Source organism: Deinococcus sp., assembly GCF_018260555.1.
In the GTDB taxonomy this organism is placed as follows: Bacteria; Deinococcota; Deinococci; order Deinococcales; family Deinococcaceae; genus Deinococcus.
Genome location: NZ_JAGLBB010000036.1, coordinates 1 through 23,909, shown reverse-complemented (window position 1 = coordinate 23,909; position 23,909 = coordinate 1). Strand labels below are relative to the sequence as shown.

The 23,909-nt window shown below is 66.9% G+C and carries 20 protein-coding genes; 14 read left to right on the top strand and 6 right to left on the bottom strand.

Going from position 1 to position 23,909, the window contains the following annotated elements:
* The 5 genes from QZ271_RS08510 to QZ271_RS08490 form a co-directional block, all read right to left on the bottom strand.
* The gene (locus QZ271_RS08510) at window positions 1-978 is read right to left on the bottom strand and encodes an ABC transporter ATP-binding protein (RefSeq protein ID WP_291430475.1); all 978 of its coding nucleotides are present in this window, start codon (window positions 976-978) and stop codon (window positions 1-3) included.
* A 59-nt stretch (window positions 979-1,037) separates the two neighbouring features.
* The gene (locus tag QZ271_RS08505; RefSeq protein ID WP_291430473.1) at window positions 1,038-3,068 is read right to left on the bottom strand and encodes a dipeptide/oligopeptide/nickel ABC transporter permease/ATP-binding protein; all 2,031 of its coding nucleotides are present in this window, start codon (window positions 3,066-3,068) and stop codon (window positions 1,038-1,040) included.
* On the bottom strand, window positions 3,065-4,051 hold the full coding sequence (locus tag QZ271_RS08500; RefSeq protein WP_291430471.1) for an ABC transporter permease: 987 nt from the start codon (window positions 4,049-4,051) through the stop codon (window positions 3,065-3,067). Before QZ271_RS08500 ends, QZ271_RS08505 begins: the two co-directional genes overlap by 4 nt.
* A gap of 303 nt (window positions 4,052-4,354) precedes the next feature.
* Window positions 4,355-5,989 carry an ABC transporter substrate-binding protein gene (locus QZ271_RS08495; protein ID WP_291430469.1) on the bottom strand — a complete coding sequence of 545 codons (1,635 nt, stop codon included), beginning with the start codon at window positions 5,987-5,989 and terminating at the stop codon, window positions 4,355-4,357.
* Between the two features lie 86 nt (window positions 5,990-6,075).
* Complete coding sequence (locus tag QZ271_RS08490; RefSeq protein WP_291430467.1) at window positions 6,076-7,083, bottom strand: LacI family DNA-binding transcriptional regulator; 1,008 nt, start codon at window positions 7,081-7,083, stop codon at window positions 6,076-6,078.
* Window positions 7,084-7,802: 719 nt separating this feature from the next.
* Between QZ271_RS08490 and QZ271_RS08485 the strand changes: the two genes are divergently transcribed.
* The 13 genes from QZ271_RS08485 to QZ271_RS08425 all read left to right on the top strand — a co-directional run bounded on the left by QZ271_RS08485 (window position 7,803) and on the right by QZ271_RS08425 (window position 20,262).
* Window positions 7,803-8,750: a DUF808 domain-containing protein gene (locus QZ271_RS08485; RefSeq protein ID WP_291430465.1), complete on the top strand. Its 948-nt coding sequence runs from the start codon at window positions 7,803-7,805 to the stop codon at window positions 8,748-8,750.
* 189 nt (window positions 8,751-8,939) lie between these two features.
* The gene (gene pstC / locus QZ271_RS08480; RefSeq protein WP_291430463.1) at window positions 8,940-9,953 is read left to right on the top strand and encodes a phosphate ABC transporter permease subunit PstC; all 1,014 of its coding nucleotides are present in this window, start codon (window positions 8,940-8,942) and stop codon (window positions 9,951-9,953) included.
* 65 nt (window positions 9,954-10,018) lie between these two features.
* Entirely contained in the window at window positions 10,019-10,813 is a 795-nt protein-coding gene (gene pstA / locus QZ271_RS08475; RefSeq protein WP_291430489.1) for a phosphate ABC transporter permease PstA, read from the top strand.
* 218 nt (window positions 10,814-11,031) lie between these two features.
* Window positions 11,032-11,790: a phosphate ABC transporter ATP-binding protein PstB gene (gene pstB / locus QZ271_RS08470; protein ID WP_291430461.1), complete on the top strand. Its 759-nt coding sequence runs from the start codon at window positions 11,032-11,034 to the stop codon at window positions 11,788-11,790.
* 4 nt (window positions 11,791-11,794) lie between these two features.
* On the top strand, window positions 11,795-12,382 hold the full coding sequence (locus QZ271_RS08465) for a PhoU domain-containing protein (RefSeq protein ID WP_291430460.1): 588 nt from the start codon (window positions 11,795-11,797) through the stop codon (window positions 12,380-12,382).
* A 153-nt stretch (window positions 12,383-12,535) separates the two neighbouring features.
* Window positions 12,536-12,742, top strand: a complete 207-nt coding sequence (locus tag QZ271_RS08460; protein WP_291430459.1) for a PhnA domain-containing protein — start codon at window positions 12,536-12,538, stop codon at window positions 12,740-12,742.
* 358 nt (window positions 12,743-13,100) lie between these two features.
* On the top strand, window positions 13,101-13,676 hold the full coding sequence (locus QZ271_RS08455) for a TerD family protein (protein ID WP_291430457.1): 576 nt from the start codon (window positions 13,101-13,103) through the stop codon (window positions 13,674-13,676).
* Between the two features lie 307 nt (window positions 13,677-13,983).
* Window positions 13,984-15,342 (top strand): TerD family protein, encoded by a 1,359-nt coding sequence (locus tag QZ271_RS08450; RefSeq protein WP_291430456.1) that lies wholly within the window; start codon window positions 13,984-13,986, stop codon window positions 15,340-15,342.
* Entirely contained in the window at window positions 15,339-16,637 is a 1,299-nt protein-coding gene (locus tag QZ271_RS08445; protein ID WP_291430454.1) for a VWA domain-containing protein, read from the top strand. The genes QZ271_RS08450 and QZ271_RS08445 overlap by 4 nt, the downstream gene beginning before the upstream one ends.
* Window positions 16,638-16,732: 95 nt before the next feature.
* A complete protein-coding gene (locus QZ271_RS08440; protein WP_291430452.1) occupies window positions 16,733-17,314 on the top strand; it encodes a TerD family protein in 582 nt (193 codons plus the stop codon).
* Window positions 17,315-17,381: 67 nt separating this feature from the next.
* Entirely contained in the window at window positions 17,382-17,957 is a 576-nt protein-coding gene (locus QZ271_RS08435; RefSeq protein WP_291430450.1) for a TerD family protein, read from the top strand.
* A 309-nt stretch (window positions 17,958-18,266) separates the two neighbouring features.
* Window positions 18,267-19,316 carry a DUF475 domain-containing protein gene (locus tag QZ271_RS08430; protein WP_291430448.1) on the top strand — a complete coding sequence of 350 codons (1,050 nt, stop codon included), beginning with the start codon at window positions 18,267-18,269 and terminating at the stop codon, window positions 19,314-19,316.
* Window positions 19,317-19,707: 391 nt separating this feature from the next.
* On the top strand, window positions 19,708-20,262 hold the full coding sequence (locus QZ271_RS08425) for a hypothetical protein (RefSeq protein WP_291430447.1): 555 nt from the start codon (window positions 19,708-19,710) through the stop codon (window positions 20,260-20,262).
* Window positions 20,263-20,616: 354 nt separating this feature from the next.
* Here QZ271_RS08425 and QZ271_RS08420 read toward each other — a convergent pair whose 3' ends face one another.
* Window positions 20,617-22,788 (bottom strand): hypothetical protein, encoded by a 2,172-nt coding sequence (locus tag QZ271_RS08420; protein ID WP_291430445.1) that lies wholly within the window; start codon window positions 22,786-22,788, stop codon window positions 20,617-20,619.
* A gap of 478 nt (window positions 22,789-23,266) precedes the next feature.
* Between QZ271_RS08420 and QZ271_RS08415 the strand changes: the two genes are divergently transcribed.
* On the top strand, window positions 23,267-23,909 hold a 643-nt coding region (locus tag QZ271_RS08415), incomplete at its 3' end, for a hypothetical protein (protein ID WP_291430443.1).

The following is a 23,909-nucleotide window of genomic DNA, read 5'->3' as shown; positions in this document are numbered from 1 at the left end:
CTACCCGGCGCCCACTGCCCCGCCACGGTTCAGGCGGATCGCCGGATCGTGGAGGAGGCAGCGCGCGGTATGTCCGTGGCCCACGTCGTACATCTGTGGCAGGCCACTGCGACATTCGGGCATGGCGTGGGGGCAGCGCGGCTCGAAGGGGCAGCCGGGGGGCAGGGCCTTCAGATCGGGCACCTCGCCGCGGGCCGCAATTTCTTCGGGTACCAGGCCCGCGTCGGGTTTGGGGGCCGCACTCTTGAGAAGCTGCGTGTAGGGGTGTTGCGGCCGGTCGATGACCTCTGTGGCTGGGCCGATTTCGACCAGTGTCCCGGCGTACAGCACCGCCACCCGGTCACTCATGTAACGCGCCCCGGCCAGATCGTGCGTGATGAACAGCATGCTCAGGCCCTCTTGATCCTTGAGGTCCAGCATCAGGTTCATCACGTCCAGGCGGATGCTCACGTCCAGCGCCGAGGTTGGCTCGTCGGCCAGGATCAGGTCGGGACTGGCGGCCAGGGCGCGGGCGATGCCGACGCGCTGGCGTTGCCCACCCGACAGTTCAAACGAGCGTTTGGAGGCGTAGGTGCTGGCCGGAGCAAGGCCCACCCGCTCCAGCAGGGCGCCGATCTGGGCGTCCATGGTGCCCCGGGACAGCCGGTGAATCTTCAGCGGGCGCGACAGCGTGTAGCGCACCGGGTGCAGCGGATTGAGACTGGCGTACGGGTCCTGAAAGATCATCTGCACCTGCCTGCGGAAGTGGCGCAGGGCCGCGCCGCGCAGCCTCGCCGGCACCGGCTGGCCGTTCACGCGGATCTCGCCTGCCGTGGGCGTGTGCAGGTGCGCGATCAGGCGGGCGATGGTGCTCTTGCCGCTGCCGGATTCGCCCACCAGCCCCAGCACCTCACCACGCGCGATGGAAAAGGAGACATCGTTGACGGCGACCACTCCGCCCGCGTTGCCACGCGCCCCGAACACTTTGCGGAGACCCACGATCTCCAGGGTGTGCGGAACGGCCTCCGGATCAGTTGAGATTGCTGCTTCGGGCTGGATCACGATTCACCTCCTGGTGAAGAGGGGCGGGGACGGGTGGCCAGGACGGTCTGGCTGTCCCGGACGGCACCCGCCCGAACGACACCCGCCCGGTCGGCGCTGTCCTTGACCGCGCTCTCCTTAACGGCGGCGGGCACGGCGGGATCGTACAGAAAGCACGCCGCCGTCTGGTTCTCGGCCACCGGGAACGTCTGGAGTGGTTGAACATCACACACGCCGGGCATCCGCGTGTTGCAGCGTTCAAAGAAGGGGCAACCGATGATCTCGGCGCTCAGGGACGGGGGCCTGCCCGGAATGCCGCTGCGCCGGGTGCGGGGGCCGGTCATGGGCGGGAACGAATTCATCAGTTGCTGGGTGTAGGGGTGCGCGGGGTGCGCGTACAGCCGATGCGCGGGGGCCAGTTCCACCACCTCGCCCGCGTACATGATCGCCACGCGGTCACTCATCTCTACCAGCAGCGATAGATCGTGCGTGATGAAGATGATGCTGATGCCCAGGCGCTTGCGAACCGCGTTGATCTCCTGCAGGATCTGACGCTGCACCACCACGTCCAGGGCGGTGGTCGGCTCGTCCATGACGATCAATTTGGGTTCCAGCGCCAGCGCGATGGCGATCACCACCCGCTGCTTCATGCCGCCCGACAGTTGGTGCGGGTAGGCGTCCAGATACGAGGTCTGAATTCCCACCAGATCGAACAGTTCCCGGGCGCGGGTGTTCAACCGGTCCCTGTCGGTGACGCCGTGCGCCTGCATCGCGTCGTACACCTGCTCACGGATGGTCAACACCGGGTTCAGGACGTTCATGGACGCCTGGAATACGATGCTGAATTCCTTCCAACGCACCCGCCGCAGTTCTTCAGGGGACAGGGCCAGCAGGTCACGCCCGGCCAGCCGCACCGAGCCGCCCAGCACCCCGCCGGGGGGGTCAAGCAGCCGGGTGGCCGCGAAGGCCAGCGTGGATTTGCCGCAGCCGGATTCGCCTGCCACGCCCAGGAGTTCCCCGGGTTGAACGTCCAGTGTCACGTCACGGACGGCCCGCACCACGCCCGTCGGCGCCGCGTACCCCACGTCCAGACCCGTGATGGACAGCAGCGCGTCACCGGCCACGGGCGCCGCAACGGCGGCGGGGACGCGGCTCGGCAGGTTCAGCCGCCCACCAGCCAGCCTGGGGTTACTGATCTCATCCACGGCGAAGTTCAGGAACGCGAACGACGTTCCCAACAACGCGATGCTCAGGCCCGGAAGCGCCACCCACCACCACGCGCCCTGTAGCAGCGCACCCTTGGCCTGCGCCCAGTACAGCATGGTCCCCCACGTGACCTGACTCACGTCGCCCACGCCAATGAAGGACAGCGCCGCTTCCGACAGCACGGCGTACAGGGCCGCTCCGAAGAAGTTAGCGGCGATCAATCCCGCCATGTTGGGCAGCATTTCCACGAAAATAATGCGGAGTGCGCCCTCACCGGACACCACCGCCGCCGCGATGAAGTCCCGCTCACGCAAGGCCAGCGCCTGCGAACGCAGGACCCGCGCCCCGAAGGCCCAGCCGGTCAGGCCGATCACCAGAATGACGGGCCAGACCCCGCCGCCGCGAATGAAGGCGGCGGCCACGATGATCAGCGGCAGCCCCGGCAACACCAGAAACACGTTGATCAGCGTGTTGATGGCCTCGTCGATCCGCCCGCCGAAGTAGGCGGCAGCCAGTCCAAAGGTCACACTGAGGAAAGTGGCGATCAGCCCGGCCACAAAGCCGACCAGCAGGGTCAGGCGCGCGCCATACACGAACTGCGCGAAGATGTCCTGACCCAGCGCCGTGGTGCCCAGCGGATGCTGCGCGGAAAAGCCCATGAAGGCGTCAAATTCCATCGAGTTGGGGCGGTACGGTGTCAGCACCGGGGCCAGCAGGGCCAGCAGGACAAACAGCGTCAAGAGTCCCGCACCCAGAACGCTGCGGGGACTGCTGAAAAAGCGGCCTAACGCGGTGTTCTTCCAGGTGCGGCGCGGCGCGGTCGGCGCGGAAATCACCGTCATACGCGGCCTTCCCGGATGCGCGGATCGAGAATGAGGTTCAGCAGATCCACCAGCAGGTTGGCCAGCAGCACCGCCAGGGCGATGAAGAAGAAGATGGCCTGCATGAGCGGATAATCCAGATTGGTCACCGACTGGTAAAGGTAATAGCCCAGCCCCGGATACGAGAAGACAATCTCGGTGAGGATCGAGCCGCCCACCACGAAGCCCAGCGACATACCGAACGCCGTGAAGCTGGGGAGCAGCGCGTTCCTCAGGACGTAGCGGTTCACGATCCGGCGCTCACTCAGCCCCTTGGCACGCGCGAAGGCCAGGTAATCCTCGCTGGCGACACTGATCACGTTATTCCGCATGGTGATCAGCCATCCACCCACCGACGTGACCAGGATGGTCAGCACGGGCAGAACAGCGTGGCGTGCCAGGGAGCCCCACCAGCCCACGCTGAATGCGTCGCCCGGAAAGGGGTCCAGCGCGCCACTCAGCGGAAACCACTTCAACTGGAAAGCAAAGACGTACAGCAGCAGCAACCCGAACCAGAAATACGGCATCGAGTTCAGGAACAGTGCCGCGGGCACCACCGCGTCGGCCCCCGCCCTGCCGCGCCGCCAGCCGCTGTACAGACCCAAGGCGCTGCCCAGCAGAAACGACAGGATGGTGGTGATGCCCACCAGTCCCAGCGTGTACGGCAGCCCCCGCAACACCACGTCAATCACTGGCGTGGGGAACAGGCTGATGGAGCGTCCAAAATCGCCGCGCACCAGATTGCCCAGATAGCTGAAGTACTGCGCCACCGGGCTCCCCAGGTCGTTCAGGCCGTAGGCGATTTTGAGGGCGTCCACCGCTGAAGGGTCCAGGCGACCCTGGTATTTGGCCAGCATGACGCTCACCGGGTCACCCGGCACCAGTCGCGGCAGAATGAAATTGAGGGTGGCCGCCACCCACAGCGTGAAGACAAAGATGCCCAGTTTTCTGAGCAGGTAAAGCATGAAAGACTCCTTTGACGCCGGGCCTGCCCCCCGGCAAACCTATACAGACCGCGGTTCAGTCGGTCGCAACACCGTGCAACCCGCGCGGATTCGGACAGCGGCTCCGCAGAGAAAGCGAGAGAGAGGCGGGTTCCGGGCGTGGGTTGGGTTATGCGGTGCTCCCCCAGGTCAGGCAATGGACAGACGGCCTTCCCTATCAACCGCGGTGAAAGAGGCAGGGAACCTCACGTCCGGACGCTCCTGTCCAGGAGATCAAGGAGGAGGGCATGGTGTCGCCCCCCTTCCCTGCTCCGCTGTTGCGCGTTACTTGGGTTTGACGTTCAGGAACAGGAGACGCGCCCCGGCCGTGTCGTCGGGAGAGGAGTCGTTATAGGGGTTTGCGGCGCTGGGGAAACCGGTGAAGCGGCTGGTGTTGAACAGGCCGAAGTTCACGCGGTCGGTCAGCGGCACCCACGGCTGATCCTTCATGACGGCGGCGACGATGGTATTGATGGCCTTTTGCTGGGTGGTCTCGTCGCTGGTGCTGCTGAAGGTCTTGAGGGCCTTGGTGACCACCGGGTTGGTGTAACGCGACAGGTTGCTCGCGGCCGTCTTCCCGACCGGGGCCGAGAACTCCGGGTTGAAGGCAGCGTTGAATGTGTAGTACGGGGTCGAGCCGTTGCCCCAGCCCCACGAGATGCCCATGTCGTAGCTGCCGGTCTGAAGGCCGCCCGAGTAGCTGCCCCAGGCCTGTTGATCGATGCTGGTCTTGACTCCCACCTTCTTGAGGTTATTGCCCACGACTTGCGCCATGGTGATGAAGTCCGTCCAGCCTGCGCCGACCAGAATCTTGAAGCTGGGGAGCGCCTTGCCGTCCTTGCCCAGGCGGTTGCCGCTGCTGTCTTTCTTGTAGCCGGCGGCGGTCAGCGCCTTGTCGGCCGCTTTGACATCGAACTGGGACGTGACCTTGCCGGACAGCCATTCCTGTTGCTGGCCCGGGAAAATAGCGGCCGGGCTGGCTGCGGGCACGGCGCCCGCGTAGGCTTTCTGGGCCACTTCCTTGGTGTTGATGGCGCGCGCCACCGCCTTGCGGAAGGCTGGATCGTTGAAGGGGGCCTTCGCGGTATTGAAATACAGGAAGTTGATGTTGTTGGTGGGCCACCAGTAGCTGGCGTTGGGGCTCTTGGCCGCAAACGCCTTGGGGTCGGGGATGCCGATGTAGCCGTAATCGGCCTCGCCGCTCAGCAGTTTGAGCTGCGCCGCGTCGTTGGTACTGGTGGCCAGCCACACGACGGCGTCCACGTAGGGTTGACCCTTCATCCAGTAGTTGGGATTTTTCATCACGCGCAGGGCCTGCTGGCTGTACGTGTCGGCCACAAAGGGCCCGGTGCCCACCGGCTTGGTGTTGGTGAAGGTGCTGGGGTCCTTGACGTCCTTCCAGAGGTGTTCAGGGACGATGGGCGTGGCGGCCACGTACTGGAAGATCGGGGTGTTGGGCTTGGTGAAGCTGAACACCAGCGTGGTGGGATTGGTGGCCCTGACACTGCTCAGACCACTTTTCCACAGGCCGCTGGTGTCCAGAGCCGGGAACTGCTTGAGGTAATTGAAGCTGAAGGCGGCGTCGCTGGCACTGAAGGCCTTGCCGTCGTGCCATTTGACATTGGGGCGGGTGCTGACTGTCAGGGTCTTGCTGTCCTTACTCCAGCTGTATTTGGTGCCGAGGACCGGGGTGACCTTGCTGTTGATGGAATTCACGAAGAACAGGCTCTCGTACAGCGCCGAGTTGGTGGGCAGTAGGTGCTGATCGCCCGGGGTGAACGGGTTGTAGTTTTCCGCTCCCCACTGGTTATCGCGGATGACGGTGAAGACGGTCTTGGGGTTCTGGGCGTAGGCGGCGGTGCTCAGGGCGGCGCTCAGAAGGAGGGTCAGAGAGGTCAGGGTTTTTACTGTTGTGTTCATGTGGTTTTCCTCCAGGAGAAAGGGAAGTCGGGCGAGGGAACACCGGGCGGAGGTCCGAATGTTGACTGCGTTTGGTCTGCCAGGTTTCATGGCGGCGCGGTGGACTCCCGCCGCACCAGTTCGGGTGAAAAAATCACCGACTCCACGCTGTGACCGTCCATCATCCGCAGTGACTGTTCCGCCGCCGCGGCGCCCATCGCGCGGGCCGGTTGCCGGATGCTGGTCAGGCGTGGGTAGAGGAGTGCCGCCAGCGGGGCGTCGTCAAAGCCAACCACGGCCACGTCTTCAGGCACGCGCAGCCCGCGCAGGTGCAGGGCGCGCAGGACCCCCGCCGCCATCAGATCACCCGCCACGAACACGGCGTCCAGGCCTGAACCGTCCTCCAGCAGGGCCTGGGCCGCCCACGTGCCCGACTGTTCGGAGTAATCGCCCTGCATGCGGCGGCTGGTCAGGCCAACCCGCCGCAGCTCATCCGTAAAGCCGCGTTCCCGGTGAACGCTCTCGCAGCCGGGCGCCCCGATGTAGGCGATCTGCCGCCGTCCCAGGCGAAGCAGTTCATGGGCGGCCAGACGCCCACCGGCCTCGTTATCCAGTTCCACGCCGTGCGGTACTCCGTCACGCTCGGGGGTCACGTGAATCCAGTTCATCCCGCGTGGGGGAAAGGAAGCGAGTTCCTGCCGCGAATTGATGATGATGCCACCAGCGATAGCGTGACGCAGCAGATGCTGGGCGGCCATGAGTTCACTGGCTGTGTCGTCGTGGCTGGAAGCCAGCAGGATACTCATGCCCCGAGCGTTCAGTACGGCTTCAATGCCGCAAATCATCTCGCCGTACAGTGGAAAAGACACGTCCGGGACGATGAGCCCCAGCAGGTCACTGCGTCCCCGCACCAGATTGCGGCCCAGCGAACTGGGTTGGTAGCCCAGCGCCCTGGCATGTTCCAGGACCCGTTCACGTGTGGCCGGGTGCACCGAGGCCGCGTCATTGAACACCCGCGACACGGTAGCAATCGACACTCCGGACAGCCGCGCCACTTGGCGGATACCGGAGCCGCGTGAAAGGGTCGTGACTGAATTGGATGTGGGGTCTGGCATGAATCCTCTCTTGGGCCGCCTGCGCGAACGGTGAGGGGGAACTTCCCGAGTGCGCCTTCCCCGCGTCTGTCGTGAGGGAAAAACAACTGGTCGGCGCCCTGCCAACCACCGGTACGGCCTCCCCTCCTCACCTGAAGAGGACGGCTGAAAACGTTACATTCGGAATATACCCAACCTAAGCTGATGGGAACGAGATGTCAAGTGCGAAAGTACATATGCGGGCTTTTATCCTGACGCGAGTTCAAGGATCATCCGGATTCCGATTGATCTGGAGCAGTTCCGAATCACTCCGAGCGAACGCGGGTAGGATTAACCTATGGATTTCGCGGTATGGAGCCGCAGGCGCCGTCTTCCCGACTGTGGCGCAGTGGAACGGCAGTCCGTATCAGCAGTTGAAGAGCGAGCAACGGACCATTGATCAGGTGACGCACGGGCACCGGGATCTGACGGGTTTTTCTCCCGACACGGCTTCCGTCTGTTTCACCGACAACCCAGAACGGCGCCGGGTTGTCAGCTCCCCGTAGGGTGCGCTCCGCTTCCCGAGCCGCCAGCAGTCGGCTGCTTAGGACCAGGCTCCGACCCGTTGTGAATGACAGCAGTGCGCGGTCATGAAGGCCGCCGTAGGTGAAGCCCGTCGCGGATTGGTATTCTGGAAGTCTGATGTCAGCCTGCCACTCTGCCTCCCTTCCCTTGCCTGCCCTGACGGCCCGGACGTCCGCGTGAGTGGCGGCCTCGTGGCACTCCTGGACGACGTGGCCGCCATCGCCAAACTCGCGGCGGCGTCCATCGACGACATCGGCGCGGCGGCCAGCCGGGCCAGCGTGAAAGCGGTGGGCGTGGTCGTGGACGACACGGCCGTCACGCCCCGCTACGTCACGGGGTTCAGACCCGAGCGGGAACTGCCGATCATCTGGCGGATCGCGCGCGGCTCGCTGCGGAACAAGGTGGTGTTCATCCTTCCGGCGGCGCTGCTGCTCAGCCAGTTTCTGCCGTGGTCCCTGACGCCGCTCCTGATGGTGGGCGGCGCGTACCTGTGTTTCGAGGGCGCCGAGAAGGTCTACGAGGCGGTCAGCGGCAAGGGCCACGGCGCGGACGAGGCGGCCGCGAACGTGACCAGTACCGCGCACGAGGAGAAAATGGTCTCCGGCGCGATCCGCACCGACTTCATCCTGTCGGCCGAGATCATGGCCATCTCGCTGGCCGAGGTGGCGAACGAGCCTCTGGCGATGCGCGCCGTGATCCTGATCGTGGTCGCCCTGGTGATCACCGCGCTGGTGTACGGCGTGGTGGGCGTGATCGTGAAGATGGACGACGTGGGCCTGCGCCTCGCGCAGAGCGGGTCTGGCGCGGCCCGACTGATCGGGCGCGGACTGGTCAAGGGCATGCCGGTCGTGATGTCCATCCTGTCCACGGTCGGCACCGCCGCGATGCTGTGGGTGGGCGGTCACATCCTGATTGACGGTCTGAACACCCTGGGTGTGCATGGCCCCGCGCACCTGTTGCACGGCTGGGCACTGGCCGCCGGTCACGCGCTCCCGGCCCTGGAGGGCCTGATCGAGTGGCTGGTCGAGACGCTCGGCTCGGCCGTGGTCGGCCTGGTGACCGGCGCGCTGATCGTGCTGGTCCTGCACCTGATCCCGCGCCGCGGAGCGAACGCCGCCCACTGACGGGCGGATGACACCCGGCCTCTACACTCAACGCTGGTACGGGTCTGTCCTGGGGCGTCGGCAGTCCAGTGGGTCGGGTCGGGAGTGGGTGGCGCACCCGTAGAGCGACCCCAGGAGGGCCCGGATGACCTGGGTCTGACATGACCCGTGTGAACTATGGGTAAATCGTCCCGGAGGGATCATGAAACCATGAGCGAACCCACACAATCAGTTACCCGCCCACCCACACCGAGCTCACTGTCCAGCCGCAGTGACCGGTGGTTCGAGATCATTATCCTGGCCCTTGCCTCGATCATCGTGCTCGTATTCCTGCTCAGCATCTACCTGCTGGGCACCGAATCCTGGCCCGCCCTGCAACGCTTCGGACTGGAATTCTTCACGCAGCGCACCTGGAACCCGGTCGAGGGGGTGTTCGGGGCGCTCGCCATGATCACCGGCACCCTGCTGACCAGCCTCGTGGCCCTTGCGATCAGCGTGCCGCTCGCCATTGCCAGCGCCCTGTTCGTCGCCGAGTACGCGCCCCGCTGGCTGGCGAACCCCGTCGGCTACCTGATTGAACTGCTGGCCGCCGTGCCCAGCGTCGTGTACGGCCTGTGGGCCCTCTTTGTGATCGCGCCTGTCCTGAGCCGCTGGGAGCAGGGCTACTTCCAGTCGCCGGACAAGCTCGAGCTGTACACGTCGTGCAAGAACCTGTGGGACAGCGGTTCCACAACCCTCCAGTGCTTCTTCGTGCCCAGTTCCTTTGACGGGCGCGGGCTGGCGCTGGCAATCATCATTCTGACCGTCATGATCCTGCCGTACACCGCGTCGGTCGCACGTGACGTGATCCGCCTCGTGCCGCAGGAGCAGCGCGAAGCCATGTACGCGCTGGGCGCCACCAAGTGGGAAGTCATCTCGCGCGCCATCCTGCCCTACGCCCGCGCCGGCATCATGGGCGGCGTGATCCTCGCGCTCGGCCGCGCGCTGGGCGAGACGCTGGCCGTCGCGATGGTCATCGGGGACAGCCAGGACATCATCAAGAGCCTGTTCGGCGGGGCCAGCACCATGGCCTCCGTGATTGCCAACCAGTTCGGGGACGCGCAGGAAAGCCTGCACCGGTCGTCGGTCGTGACGCTGGGCCTCACGCTGTTCTTCCTGAGTGTCATCGTCAATTACGTTGCGCGCCTGATCATCGGCCGCCTGACCCCCAAGGGGATCCAGTGACCACGTCCGTCCACACCGCCGCGCCCGCCGGGCGCACCCTGAGCCCCGCGCGCCGCATGCAGAACATGCTGATGGGCGGACTGATCCTGCTGGCGACCCTGCTCGTCGTCGCGCCCCTGATCCTGATCTTCGTGTACCTGATCCGCGAGGGTCTGGGCGCCATCAACGCTGACTTCTTCACGAAGGTGCCCGCGCCGGAAGGCGAGACGGGCGGCGGCCTCGCCAACGCCATCGTGGGGAGTGTCCAGATGCTCGCCATGGCCAGCGTGATCGGCGTGCTTGTCGGCGTGTCCGGCGGGATCTTCCTCTCCGAGTACCCCCGCCACCCGCTGATGCCCACCATCCGCATGATCAGCGACGTGCTGGCCGGCATTCCCGCTATCGTGATGGGTCTGGTCGTGTACAGCATGATCGTGCTGCAGTTCGGTTTCTCGGGCTTCGCCGGGGCGCTGGCACTGGGCTTCCTGATGATGCCCATCGTGGTCCGCACGACCGAGGAAGTCCTGAAGCTCGTGCCGCTGACCGTCCGCGAGGCCGGGCTGGCCCTGGGGCTGCCCAAGTGGCTGGTCACGCTGCGGATCGTCCTGCCGGCCGCCGCCGGGGGCATCGTGACCGGCGTGATGCTGGCCCTGGCCCGCGTGGCCGGAGAGGCCGCGCCCCTGCTGTTCACGGCCTTCGGGAACAGCGCCATCAACATGGATGCCAGCCGACCCATGAGCGCCCTGCCGCTCGAAATTTTCCGCGGCGCCACCAGCGCCTACCCCGAGAACCAGCGTCTCGCGAAGGCCGGGGCGCTGCTGCTGATCACCCTGATCTTCCTGACCAGCCTGCTCGCCCGCCGCGCCAGCCGCCGCAAATAGAAACTCTGATGGGAGGGTGGCTCGTACCCCTTTCATCAGAGCCGACCCGTAACGCAGCGCCGCCGAGCGGGTAGGTGCAACACGGGTTCCGGGCGTGAAGTACGCAACCCGGTGCGCCCCCGGGTGACTCGCGGCACAGACGGCAAAGCGCCTGACGGTACCCGGCAAGGTTCACGCACACACATTCACTCGAAGTCCCTCTCAAGGAGCCCCTGCACATGACCCCCATCCTCAGTGCCAAGAACGTCGATATCTACTACGGTGAAAAACAGGCCGTCAAGGACGTGCACCTTGACGTGCAGCGCGGTACGGTCAACGCCCTGATCGGCCCGAGCGGCTGCGGTAAGACCACCTTCCTGCGCGCGATCAACCGCATGCACGACCTCACGCCCGGCGCGCGCGTCGAGGGCACCATCCTCCTGGATGGGCAGGACGTGTACGGCAGCGGCGTGGACCCCGTGAACATGCGCCGCCGCGTGGGCATGGTCTTTCAGAAACCCAACCCCTTCCCGACCATGAGCGTGTTCGATAATGTCGTCTCCGGCCTGAAACTCGCCGGAATGCGCGACCAGAAACGCCTGATGGAAATCGCCGAGCGCTCCCTGCGCGGCGCGGCCCTGTGGGAAGAAGTCAAGGACCGCCTGAAGACCCCCGCGACCGGCCTGTCCGGCGGGCAGCAGCAGCGCCTGTGTATCGCGCGCGCACTGGCCGTGGACCCCGAGATCCTGCTGATGGACGAACCCACCAGCGCCCTCGACCCGGCCAGCACCTCCAAGATCGAGGAGCTGATGAGCGAGCTGAAGAAAGTCACGACCATCGTGATCGTCACGCACAACATGCACCAGGCGGCGCGTGTGAGCGACACCACCAGCTTCTTCCTGAACGGCGACCTGGTCGAGCACGGCGTGACCGATCAGGTGTTCACCAGCCCCCGCGACGAACGCACCGAGGCGTACGTCACCGGGCGCTTCGGCTGAGGCCATGACCGCCCGACTGGACGAGCAGCTGGGAGCCGTTCGCGGTCAGTTTCTGACCATGCAAGACCACCTCGTGTCGCAACTACGCCTGCTGGGTGACCCGAACCGCGACCCGGCGCAGGTGCAGGCCGATGTGCAGGCCCTGGACCTACAGATCGACGCGGCCGAACAGGCGGCCGTGCAGGGCGTGCTGCGCCTGCTGGCCCTGCAATCCCCGGTGGCCCGCGACCTGCGCCTGACCGTCCTGATTCTCCAGAGCACCCCGGACCTGGAACGCGCCGGGGATTACGCCCGGCACCTGGCGCGCACGCCCGGCGCCGCCGGCCCCGAGGGCACCCTGGTGCTCGGCGACCTGACCCTGATGGCCGCCACACTGCGCGCCGCGACCCTGCCAGGCGACGCGGGACTGGCCGCGCAGGTCCGTGAACTGGACGCCCGCGTGGACGCCCGGTTCGAGGCGGCCATGACCAACCTGATCGGCCAGCCCGGCGGTCCCGGCGCCCTGAGCGCCGCCGCATGGTGGCGCAGCGCCGAACGCCTGGGCGACCACCTGAAGAACGTCGCGGTTCGTCTGGAAGACCTGTACGCCTGATAGGGACTGCGATTGGTTCGGTGCAGTTCTGGATCAATCCGAGCGGACGCAAGAAGGAACAACAGACGGATTTCGCAGTATGGAACGAAATCCGTCCGTTGCCTGTCCGCCCAGCCGGTCTCCGGCTGCCAGGGGTATGGCACACTGCCCGGTATGACGAGAGATAGTAACGGCAACGCCCTGCAGGACGGCGACAACGTGATGGTCATCCGGGACCTGAAAGTCAAGGGCGGCACGGACCTCAAGCGCGGCAAGGTCTTTAAAGGCATTCGCCTGTCGGAAGACGCCGAAGACGCCGTCGAGGTCCGCGAAGGACGCGGCACGTTGGTACTGAAGACCATGTACCTCAAGAAAGTCTGACCTGCCGCACGCCTCCCAGCCTTCCCCCCAGCAGCCCTTCATAAGGCCTTAAAGGTGGAGAACGGGCGGCGCTGTGCGGGAACCCGCGCCGTCAGATTCGCGTAAGCAGAGACGGGAACTGCGGTATGGGCGCTGATCGGTTGCAACCCGCATCTGAGTTGTGCCACACCCCACCGTCCGCCGGACCGGAAGCGCCCGAGGCCGGCAGCAGTTCCGCCGGCGCGGCCTGTACACTCCAGAAGCGCCCCACCGGCAGCGATGTGGTGTGCACGTCAGTTCCCTGGTTTTTAGTTAGCATCCGGCTCCGTTTCCCATTCCATCCGCCCGCAGTCACGCGGGCCGTATTCAGGAGGACAGCATGGCAGTATCCCTTTCCAAGGGCGGCAACGTTTCCCTTTCCAAAGAAGCTCCGGGCCTGGGCGCCATCACCATCGGCCTGGGCTGGGACCCCCGCGCCACCGACGGGCAGGCGTTTGACCTGGACGGCAGCGTGTTCCTGCTGAACGCCGGCGGCAAGGTCCGCAGCGACAGCGACTTCATCTTCTACAACAACAAGACCAGCAGCGACGGAAGCGTCACGCACGCCGGCGACAACACCACCGGGCAGGGCGACGGCGACGACGAAACGGTCGACGTGACCCTGACCGGCGTGCCCGCCGACGTGGACCGCATCGCCGTGTGCGTCACCATCCACGAGGCCGAGACGCGTGGTCAGAACTTCGGTCAGGTCAGCAAGGCGTACATCCGCATCCTGAACAAGGCCGGTGGCGCCGAGATCGCCCGCTACGACCTGTCCGAGGACGCCAGCACCGACACCGCCATGATCTTCGGCGAGGTCTACCGCAACGGCGCCGACTGGAAGTTCCGCGCGGTCGGTCAGGGGTACGCCGGGGGCCTGGCGCCACTGGCCCGCAACTTCGGCGTGAACGTCTGAAGCTCCCCACCTGAACGCCGGTCTGGTCTTGCGTTGGCGCCCCGGCACAGGCTCCGGCTGAAGTGCCCCACCTGTGAAGGTCGCGCGGCCCCGCACCTCCGAGCAGGGCCGCGCAGCGCGGGTGCAAGCGAACCGGATTTCAGGCGTGCAGTGAGCCACCCGGTGGGCAGGTGGGTACAGACGTTCAACCGTGCAACGCGCCCCGCCCGTTCAGGCGTCTGCCCGCACCACCATCCACACCCTATACCCGGAGGGAAGGCCGCACCCGCTGGCCAGCCCTCCTTCCCTTACCCCTGGAGACCCGCCGATGTTGACCTTGCAGACGGGCCAGAAAGCCCAACTCGCTGACCTGGGCGCCGGGTCCATCCTGAGCGTCACCGCCCGCGTGACCGGCCCCGCCCCGGAGTACGACCTGATCCTGTTCGGCCTGGACGACCAGGGCCGCCTGGGTGACGACCGCTTCATGATCTTCTACAACCAGCCGCGCTCGCCCGAGGGCGCGCTGAGCATGCAGGGCGGCGCGCGCGGCGAGAAGACCTTCACCATCGACCTGAGCGCCCTGCCCAGCCACGTGCGCCGCCTGAGCCTGGCGACCACGGTAGACGGCGCGGCGTCGTTCGGGCAGATCGATCACGCCGAGGTGACCGTTCACCTGGGCGGCGCCCCCGTCGCGTCGTACCGCGTGACCGGGCGTGACTTTCAGGCCCAGCGGGCCGTGATGCTGCTCGACGTGTACCACAAGGGCGTGTGGCGACTGGGCGCGGTCGGTCAGGGATTCAACGGCGGCCTGGACGCCCTGGTGCGGCACTTCGGCGGCGAGGTGGCCAGCACCCCCGCCGCCCGTCCGGCAGCACCGGCCCCCACACCCGCCCCGGCGGCCCCCCCGCCCGCACCAGGACCAGTGCCGCCCGCGTCCGGCGGCCTGAACTTCAGGCGCGACCGGGCCCGTCCGGAACCCACGCCTGCGCCGCCACCTGCCGCCCCGCCACCTGCCGCGCCGCCACCTGCTGCACCGACCCCTCCCCCACCAACCGCTGCCCCACCAACCGCTGCCCCACCAACTGCTGGCCCGCCTGCCGCGCCGGTCAGTCTTCAGAAGATCACGCTGGAGAAGCCCGGTCAGACAGCGCGGATCTCGCTGAGCAAGGGCGGCGGCAGCGATCCCATCCACGTGAACCTCAACTGGAACAAGGGCGGCGGCTTCCTGCGGGGCCGCACCGACCTGGATCTGGGCTGCATGTACGTCCTGAATGACGGTGAACGCGGCGTGATTCAGGCGCTCGGGAACCACTTCGGGTCTGATCGCTTCGAGCCGTTCATCCTGCTGGACAAGGATGACCGCACCGGCGCGGCCAGCGACGGCGAGAACCTCACCATCTACCGCCCGGACCTGATTCACACCGTCCTGATCTTCGCGTTCATCTACGAGGGCACCAGCGACTTCACCCGCGTGGGCGGCAAGCTGACCCTGAAAGACCCCCGTGGGAACGAGATCAGCGCGAACCTCAGCAACCCCGACATGCGCCGCACGTTCTGCGCCATCGCACAGATCGAGAATCACGGAGGCGAAATCCAGATCACCAAGGAAGAACGCTACTTCACCGGCCACAAGGACTGCGACGAACACTACGGCTTTGGCTTCCAGTGGTCGGCCGGTAGCAAGTGACGGCCCTTCAGGTGGGGCAGCGCGTGCCCCTGGCGGACCTGAACCTCGACCCGGCGGCGCTGGACGTGCAGGTTCACTGCGATCTCGCCGCCACCGACGTGACGGCGTTCGGCCTTCAGGACGGGCGGCTGGCCGACGACCGGTACATGGTCTTCTACAACCAGCCCGCGAGTCCCGGTGGCGCCCTGCGCCTGACCGGGCAGGGCGAGCGCACCGACTTCACGCTTGATCTGACGGCCCTGCCCGGCAGTGTCACCGAGGTCGTGCTGGCCGCCACGCACGACTCGCAGCCCGTCGCGCAGGCCCACACGCTGAGCGTCACCGTGGGCGGCGCGGGGACGGGCAGCGCGAGCTTCGACGTGAAACCGCAGCTGCGGGCCGAGAAGGCCGTGATGCTGGTGCGCTTCTACCGGCACGGCGGCGCGTGGAGACTCGCGACGGTCGCGCAGGGCTTTGACGGCGGCCTGGACGCCCTGGTGCGGCACTTCGGCGGCGAGGTGGCGGCGCCCGCCACGCCCGCACCCACCATGCCTGCACCAGTCCCGCCTGCGCCCGCCACCCCTCGACCCGCCCCGCCCGTGAACCTCCGCAAGGAGCGGCAGCGGGTGCTGCTGGAAAAAGCGCAGACCACGCAGCCACACCTGGTCAACCTGATCAAGACCGCGAACGTCAGCCTGGAAAAACGCGGGCTGAGCGAAGCGCTGTACCGCGTGAACCTCGTGCTGGACATCAGCGGCAGCATGAGCCGGGAGTACCGCAGCGGGGCCGTGCAGGACCTCGCCGAGCGCGCCCTGGCCCTCGCCGCCCGCCTGGACGACGACGGGCAGGTCGACGTGTACCTGTTTGGAATCAAGGCCCAGCGCGCCGGAAGCCTCTCGCTGGACAACTCGCGCGGCTTCGTGGACCGACTGAACGTGAGACTGGAGGCCGGAACGCACTACAGCCCGGTCATGCAACTCGTCCGCGAGGACGCCCAGGCCGCCGGGCACCGACTTCCCACGCTGGTCCTGTTCATCACGGACGGCGGCAGCAGCAACCGCGCCGCCGTGATCCGCCAGATGACCGACTCGTCCCGCGAACCGATCTTCTGGAAGTTCATGGGCATCGACCAGGGCGGCGTGAACTTCGACTTCCTGGAGAAACTCGATGACCTCAGGGGCCGCGTGGTGGACAACGCAGACTTCTTCAGCGTCCCGGCTCCCATCACCACGCCGGACGCCGACCTGTTCGAACTGCTGGTAAACGAACTCGACACCTGGCAGGCAGCCGCCCGCGCCGCCCGCCTGCTGCCCTGAATGGGGCCGCACCTGCCCCACGGGACCGGCGGCCCGTCGGGTAGATTCAGGGTGACCGCCCTCCCCTCCCGCCCCCTCTGACAAGGAGTACCGATATGCCCATCTCACTGCAAAAAGGCCAGCAGATCAGCCTCGCCAAGGAAGCCGGGCCCAGCCTCCAGAGCGTCCGCATGGGTCTCGGCTGGGACGCCATCAAGAAGAAGGGATTCCTGGGTTTCGGCGGCGGCAGCGTTGACGTGGATCTCGACGCCAACGCCCTGCTGTTCGACGCGTCCGGGCAACTGATCGACGCCGTGTGGTTCCGCCAGTTGCAGAGCAAGGACGGCAGTGTTCGCCACAGCGGCGACAACCGCACCGGGGCCGGGGACGGCGACGACGAGACCATCACGGTCGACCTGACCCGCCTGCCCGCCAGTGTGCAGACCGTGATCTTCAGCGTCAACAACTACACCGGCCAGAACTTCAGTCAGGTCGAGAACGCCTACTGCCGCCTCGTGAACACCCAGGGCGACAAGGAAATTGCGCGCTTTAACCTCAGCGTGCAGGGCGACCACACCGCCATGATCCTCGCCAGCCTGAAACGCAGCGGCAGCGACTGGAACATGACCGCCATCGGTACCCCCTCGCGCGGACGCACGTACACCGACAACCTGCCCGACATCCGCCCCCACCTGTAAAACTCATTGGGGTCCGTGCAGGTAGCCTCTCCCAACACACCCCTCATTCCCAAAGGACGGTACATTCATGGCTCTTTCCCTTCAGAAAGGCGGCAACATCTCCCTGAGCAAGCAGGACGCCAACCTGCAACGCATCCTCGTGGGCCTCGGCTGGGACCCGCGCAGCACCGACGGGCAGGCATTCGACCTGGACGCCAGCGCCTTCCTGCTGACTGCCTCCGGCCGCGTGCGCGGCGACCAGGACTTCATCTTCTACAACCAGCTTCGCAGCACCGACGGCAGCGTCGAGCACACCGGTGACAACCGCACGGGCGTCGGCGACGGTGACGACGAGAGCATTCGCGTGGACCTCACGAAAGTTCCCGCCGAGATCGACAAGATCGCCGTGACCGTCACCATCGACGAGGCAGACGCCCGCCGCCAGAACTTCGGTCAGGTGGGCGGCGCGTTCATCCGCATCCTGAACGAGGACACCGGTCAGGAACTCACCCGCTACGACCTGGGCGAGGACTTCAGCACCGAAACGGCCGTCATCTTCGGCGAGATCTACCGTCATGGCGGCGAGTGGAAGTTCCGGGCAGTCGGACAGGGATTCGTCGGTGGCCTGGGACCGATGGCCCGCAATTATGGCGTGAACGTCTGATACGAACCTCCGGTTGATTCGTTCACAACCCGGATCAGCACCAGACTGCTCATTGCCTGCCCAGCACTCTGCTTTGATTGAACACGTATCCGTCCGGATGGACTGGCTGTTGCGAACCATTTCACCGGAGTCGGTATGATACGGACCGGGAAAGCGGCCCCGGGCCGCGCCGTCCGCCCAGTCCTGACCGCGTCTTATCCGTCCGACAACCGTCACCGCCCGCCTGATCCGCGCCGCAGGCCGCGCAGGTCAGGCGGGCACCCCATGTCACCCAGTAGGCCCCCGCCCGCCACCAGGAGTCCGCAGAGAATGAATACCTTCCGTCAGTATTTCGGTTTCGCCACCATCGTCACAGTGGTGTGCCTCGTCCTGGCCGCCTGGGACGGGTACGTCCGCGGCGGCAGCACCCTGAGTGCGCTTGCCAATGCGCTGCTGATCGCCGTGCTGCTGGGCGTCCTTGAAATCAGCCTGTCCTTCGATAACGCCGTCGTGAACGCCAGCGTGCTGCGCACCATGAGTGAAAAGTGGCAGCGCCGCTTCCTGACCTGGGGCATCCTGATCGCCGTGTTCGGCATGCGTTTCATCTTCCCGATCGTGATCGTGGCGCTGACCTCGGGTCTGGGTATGGTCGAGGTCGTCCGCGCGGCCTTCGGCGAACCCGAGTTCTACGCCCAGCAACTCGAGAAGGCGCACGTGGCCATCAGCGCCTTCGGCGGCGCGTTCCTGATGATGGTGTTCCTGAAGTACTTCATGGACCCCGACAAGGAAGAGCACTGGCTCAAGAGCACCGAGAGCGCCCTGTCGCGCATCGGCAAGCTGGACACCATTCAGGCCGTGATCGTGGGCGTGCTGCTGCTGGTCATCACGCAGTACTTCGTGGCGCCTGAGGAGAAACTCCAGGCCCTGAGTGCCGGATTCATCGGTCTGCTCGTGTACCTGGTCATGGACGCCATCGGCAACCTGTTCGAGGCCGACAACGTGACCGCCAAGGCCGGGGCGGCAGGCTTCAGCGCCTTCATGTACCTGGAAATCCTGGACGCCAGCTTCAGCCTTGACGGCGTGATCGGCGCGTTCGCGCTGACGACGGACATCGTGCTGATTGCCGCCGGTTTGACCATCGGCGCGATCTTCGTTCGCTCACTGACCATCATGATGGTCAAGAAAGGCACCCTGGAAGCCTACCGTTTCCTGGAGCACGGCGCGCACTACGGGATCGGCGCGCTGGCCATCATCATGCTGATCAGCATGAACCGCGCCGTACACATCCCAGAAGTCGTCACGGGACTGATCGGCGCGGGCTTCATTGTCGTGGCCGTGATCGCCAGCCTCCGCGCTAACCAACGCGACCTGCGCGCCTGAACAAACCGCTCCACCCACACCCGGCAGCCCCCAGTGGACGCCGGGTTTCCGCTGTCCCCCCTTGACGGCGCCCCCTTGACGGCGCCCACTTGATGGCCCCTTCTCAACGGCAGTGCGGGGAGAGCGCGTGAATGCTGCTGTGTGGTACGCAGCAGCGCGCCGCTCTACGCACGTGTCTTTCGCCCTCCACCCGTCCATACGCGCGACGGCCCACTCCACGTCCGGAGGGGTGCCGTCCCATCACTCGCCTCCGCCCAGATGGAAGGGCTTTTGCACACCGTTCAACCGCAGTTCGTACCGGGCTCTCATGTTCTCGGGCCTGCCGAACACTGACCTGCTCTATAGTGGGGCGGCCGACAGGGGCGAACCGAGCGCACAGAAGGAGTGAAGTGTGAGCAGCGAGAACCAACCCGGGCGCAGTGAATGGAGCGGTGCCGTCAGCGGCGAGGCCGGCAGGACTCTGATCAGCGCCGTGCGTGCCTGGCAGGCAGGTCAGTGGTCACAGGAGCAGGTCGTGGCGCAGTTCACGGCCCTGAAACGCCAGGAAGGAAGCGAAGTCCGCGCGGCACTCGACAGCCTGCTGACGCTGGCCACGCCCGGCAATCCCGCCCTGGGCAGCGCGCAGGACGCCGCGCACGAGACGGCCACCGACGCCTGGCGCGAGGAACTGATGGCCAGCCGCGCCCGTGCCTGGAGTTCCCAAGACCAGGCGGGCCTGCTGGTCGGACCGACCGTGCTGATCCTGACGGACGGATCGAGGGGCGTGGTCATGAGTTCAGACGGCACCCGCCCCCTGAGCAGCAGCGTGAGCGGTTCGCTGATGCTGCTGTGCCAGACGATCGTGCTTGCCCAGGACGCCCTGGATTCCCAGACGATGGGCGACCTGCGCCAACAGCGGATCGAGTCGGCATCCACGTCGATGTCCGAGATCGACACCATTTCCTGAAGCCCGCCGGAAGACAGAGCGCAGGAGGTGACCCACCAACATCACGGGTCACCTCCTGCGCTTTATTACCGGACATCCTTCAGCTTAAGCGTGGTGACGAGTGCCGTTTCCAGTTGAGTCCGAGCGGATGCGAGTGGGAACAGCAGACGCCCTTTCGCGGTATAGAGCCGCAGGCGGCGCTTTTCCGACCGGGGCGCAGTGGAGCGGCAGTCCGTATCATACGGACTCCGATTGAATGGGCTGCAAGGACCATTCAATCCGAGCGAAGCGAGTGGGAGCAGGGCGGGTTCCGGACGTGGAGCTGGCCATCCGGTGATGTTCCGGACCTGTCGGCGTAACAAACGGCAGTCCGTATCAGGCGACGCCGAGTTGCTGGCTGACCTGCCGCCCGATCTGCCACGCCACGCTGCTGGGGGACAGGCCGCCGGGATGCATGACGTACGGCACGTTCCGGGCGCGGGCCACGTCCCTGAGCGCGTTGTGAGCGTGCCCCATCCAGCGGATTGCCAGGATGACCACGGCTGTATCAGCTGTGACGTGTGCGTGCGCGTGCGTGCCGTGCGCGTATTCGTCACTGCCGATCCAGTCGAGTTCCCGTAACGCGAAGGCGGCGACCAGGGCAGCGTGGTGGGGCGCGCTGGGCACGCCGCCCAGCAGCACCACCCGCCGTCCCCGCAGGGCGTCACGGACCGCCTGCACGTGCGCGGGCAGCGCGGCGGGCTGTTCCGGCGGATCGGCAGGAATGACCTGAGGCGTGGCCCCAGCTGCCCGGGCCGCAGTGGCCTCCTGCGCCGCCGGGAGGGCCGGTTCGGGGTCCGAGTGCGCTGCCTTGTGGAGCTTGACCTGGGCCTGCGCGGCAGGCAGCAGTGCCAGCAGCGTGGCATGAGAGTCCCCCAGCGCGGCGGCCTCCAGTGGCAGGGCGCGCAGCGGTCCGAACTGCTGCAGGTACCCTTCCAGGAATCCCTGCTCGGGCAGGCGCAGCCCGGCGCGTCGCACGGACGACAGCAGGTGCCCGGCGGCCAGGGTGGTGAGGCGCCCGACCGCCGCGCCCCACGCGTCCCAGAACGGCGTGCCCCGCAGCGTCTGAAGCTGGAGCGTGACGGTCACGCGGCTCAGGTGGGCGTGCAGCGCCACGAAGGTGAACCGTTCGGGTTGCGTAGCCTCCCAGGCCCACAGGGGGTCCACGCCCGAAATCTGCGCGCTCAGCTGCACCATCGGTGGGAGCCGCATGCCGGGCGCACGGGCCGTGCTGGTCAGACCCTGAAGGCTGAGTAGCAGCAGCCGCGCCCGCAGGTCCGGGTCCTGTTCGGGTGTCAGTCCGGCGGCGAGGTCGCGGTCCAGGTCGTTCAGGGCGTCCCACAGGTGGCCCAGATGCTCCTGCTCGTCTGGCGTGGGGGGGCGCAGCCGCATGAACCGCAGCGCCCGCAGTACGCGGCGGGCCGCCTGCGTGTGCTGCGCCGCGTCCGCGCTCGGCTGGCGGCGTTCCCGCTGCGCGCCCGGCAGGTCCGGCGAGCCCAGCTGCGCGTGCAGCAGGGCGTGCAGGTCCAGCAGTTGCGCCGTGTCCGGCGACGGACGCTCAGCGTGAAGGGACCGCAGCAGCGTCAGCGCGCTGTCCAGCGCCGGAATCAGCGGTACGTTCTCCAGTCGGTCGCGCCCGCACACATGCAGCAGCAGCAACGCCGCGTTGCGCTGCCCCTCGTCTGGGCTCAGCATCAGGCGGTGTAGCTGCTGCCCCAGCCCGTGCCGCGCAGGCTCCAGCGTGGCCGGGGGAGTCAGCGCCCCCCTAAGCGGCATAAGCGGATCGTTCGGACGGGCCGGGGGCCGGTAGCCTGCCCACGCCAGCCGTTCCTGCATCCGCTCCGACGAACCGGCGGCGCCAGACTGTACGCTGGCCAGCCCCGCGTCGCCCGGTCCTGGCGCCTCTGGCCCCAGCCAGTCCGGCACCGGCACATCCGGCACTTCTGTCCTCTGCTGCCGCCCGTCGTCCTGCGGGCTTTCCCCGGTGGCCTCTGTCCCGTTGTCGGCCCCCCCGGCGCCTACCCCGTGAGTGCCCGGCGCCTCTTGAAGCAGCAGGGCGATCATGGCGTGATCCTCCGCGGGCAGTAGCGGCACGCCCTGAAGCCAACTGCACCCCGCTGCCGCGTTCACGGCGCGCAGGCGCACGGCCAGCCGTCTCTCGTCCGGGTTGATCAGGGCCAGCGTGACTGCCAGGTCGTTCAGGCGTTCCAGCCGCAGTGGGTCCGGCCGGGCCGCGTAGGCGGTCAGCCCGGAGGCCAGCGCCTGCCCCAGCAGCACGCTGCGAATCAGGCTCTCCTGCCCGAACACGCTGAGGGTCTCGTCGGTCTCTGCGCGGTCCATCATGGCGTCCAGGCGGGCTTCCAGGGCGCTCACAGCGGCCCGCAGCAACTCCGGGTGCGCGGTCAGGCCGCCGGCCGGGTCCGGGCCGAACTGCTCCGGGCCCTGCACGCGCAGGGTGGAGAGCGGGCCGGGCAGCGCCTGCCCTTCAGAAGTGCGGAGACGGCTCATAGCTCCCAGTGTGCGGCACGGAGTCCCGGTGCGCGCCCCCCCCGCCCCACACGCCGACCATTCACAGTGTCTGTGGCAGCGCGCGGGACGTTCGACCCGTCCCGACGGGGCATCACGACCGCATCAGAGGAAGTGAATACCCGGCGCATGGGCGGTCGAGACCGAAGCGGAGGAAGTCCGTATCCGGTGCGGCTCCCTGAAGGCGGTCACTCCTCCGTCCGGTCGGACCGGGACCAATCGGGCGGCGCAGCGGCATATTCCAGCGGCACGGTGGGGCGCCAGGATGCGCTCGCGGCGGAAGACGTGGGACCCAGCGGCGGCGCATGTCGTACTCTGGGGCGTTCACCGACCGGCGACCGACCCGTCCTGCGGGCCTCCGGGGCCGCCGCGTCCGCTTCCTTCCCTTCAGTTTCGCCTGCTGCCCGCGCCGGTCTGCGCGTGGGTGCGTCTCACCCTCCGGAAAGCTGCCCTGACTGCCATGTACCTGCTTGCTCATGTTCCCGCCGCGCGTTCCACCCTGGAAAGCGTTCATCAACAGTTGACCGCTCAGGGTCTCACGCACGCCTCGCTGCTCATCCCGGGGCGCGAGGAGCCTCTGGCGTTCGACCTGTTCACGGGCCTGCACGTCCAGGATCACGGCACGCGGCAGGCGGGCCTGACGTGCCTGCTGTGCCCGCCGGGGTCCGGTCATCACCTGCGTTACGAGTTCCGCGTGACGGGACTGAACGGCGAGACCTTCGGCCCGATCGGCAGTTCCTGCGTGTTCGCGCGGGTGCTGGGCGAGGAGCACGGTCGGCGGGTCGGGGCGCACCTGACCGATCAGGTGGGGGCGCACGCGCGGCGCACGCAGACGCGGACGCAGGCGGAGCTGCTGGCGTCCGCCGGGAACTGGCGCGAGTACCTGCGGGCGCAGGGGCTGGACTGGGTACTGCCGGCCATGGCAGGCAGCGGCGGCCTGAGCGCCGCGCTGCGCGAGAAACTCCAGCGCCTGCAGGACGCCGAAAAGCCCCTGCCGCTGGCCCTGCTGACCGAACTGCGAATACTGAGCCGGGCTCGCAGCGACCTGCCGGCTCCCAGCGCCTTCGCCCCGGCCCCCGCCGCGTTCCAGCCGCAGGCCGCGC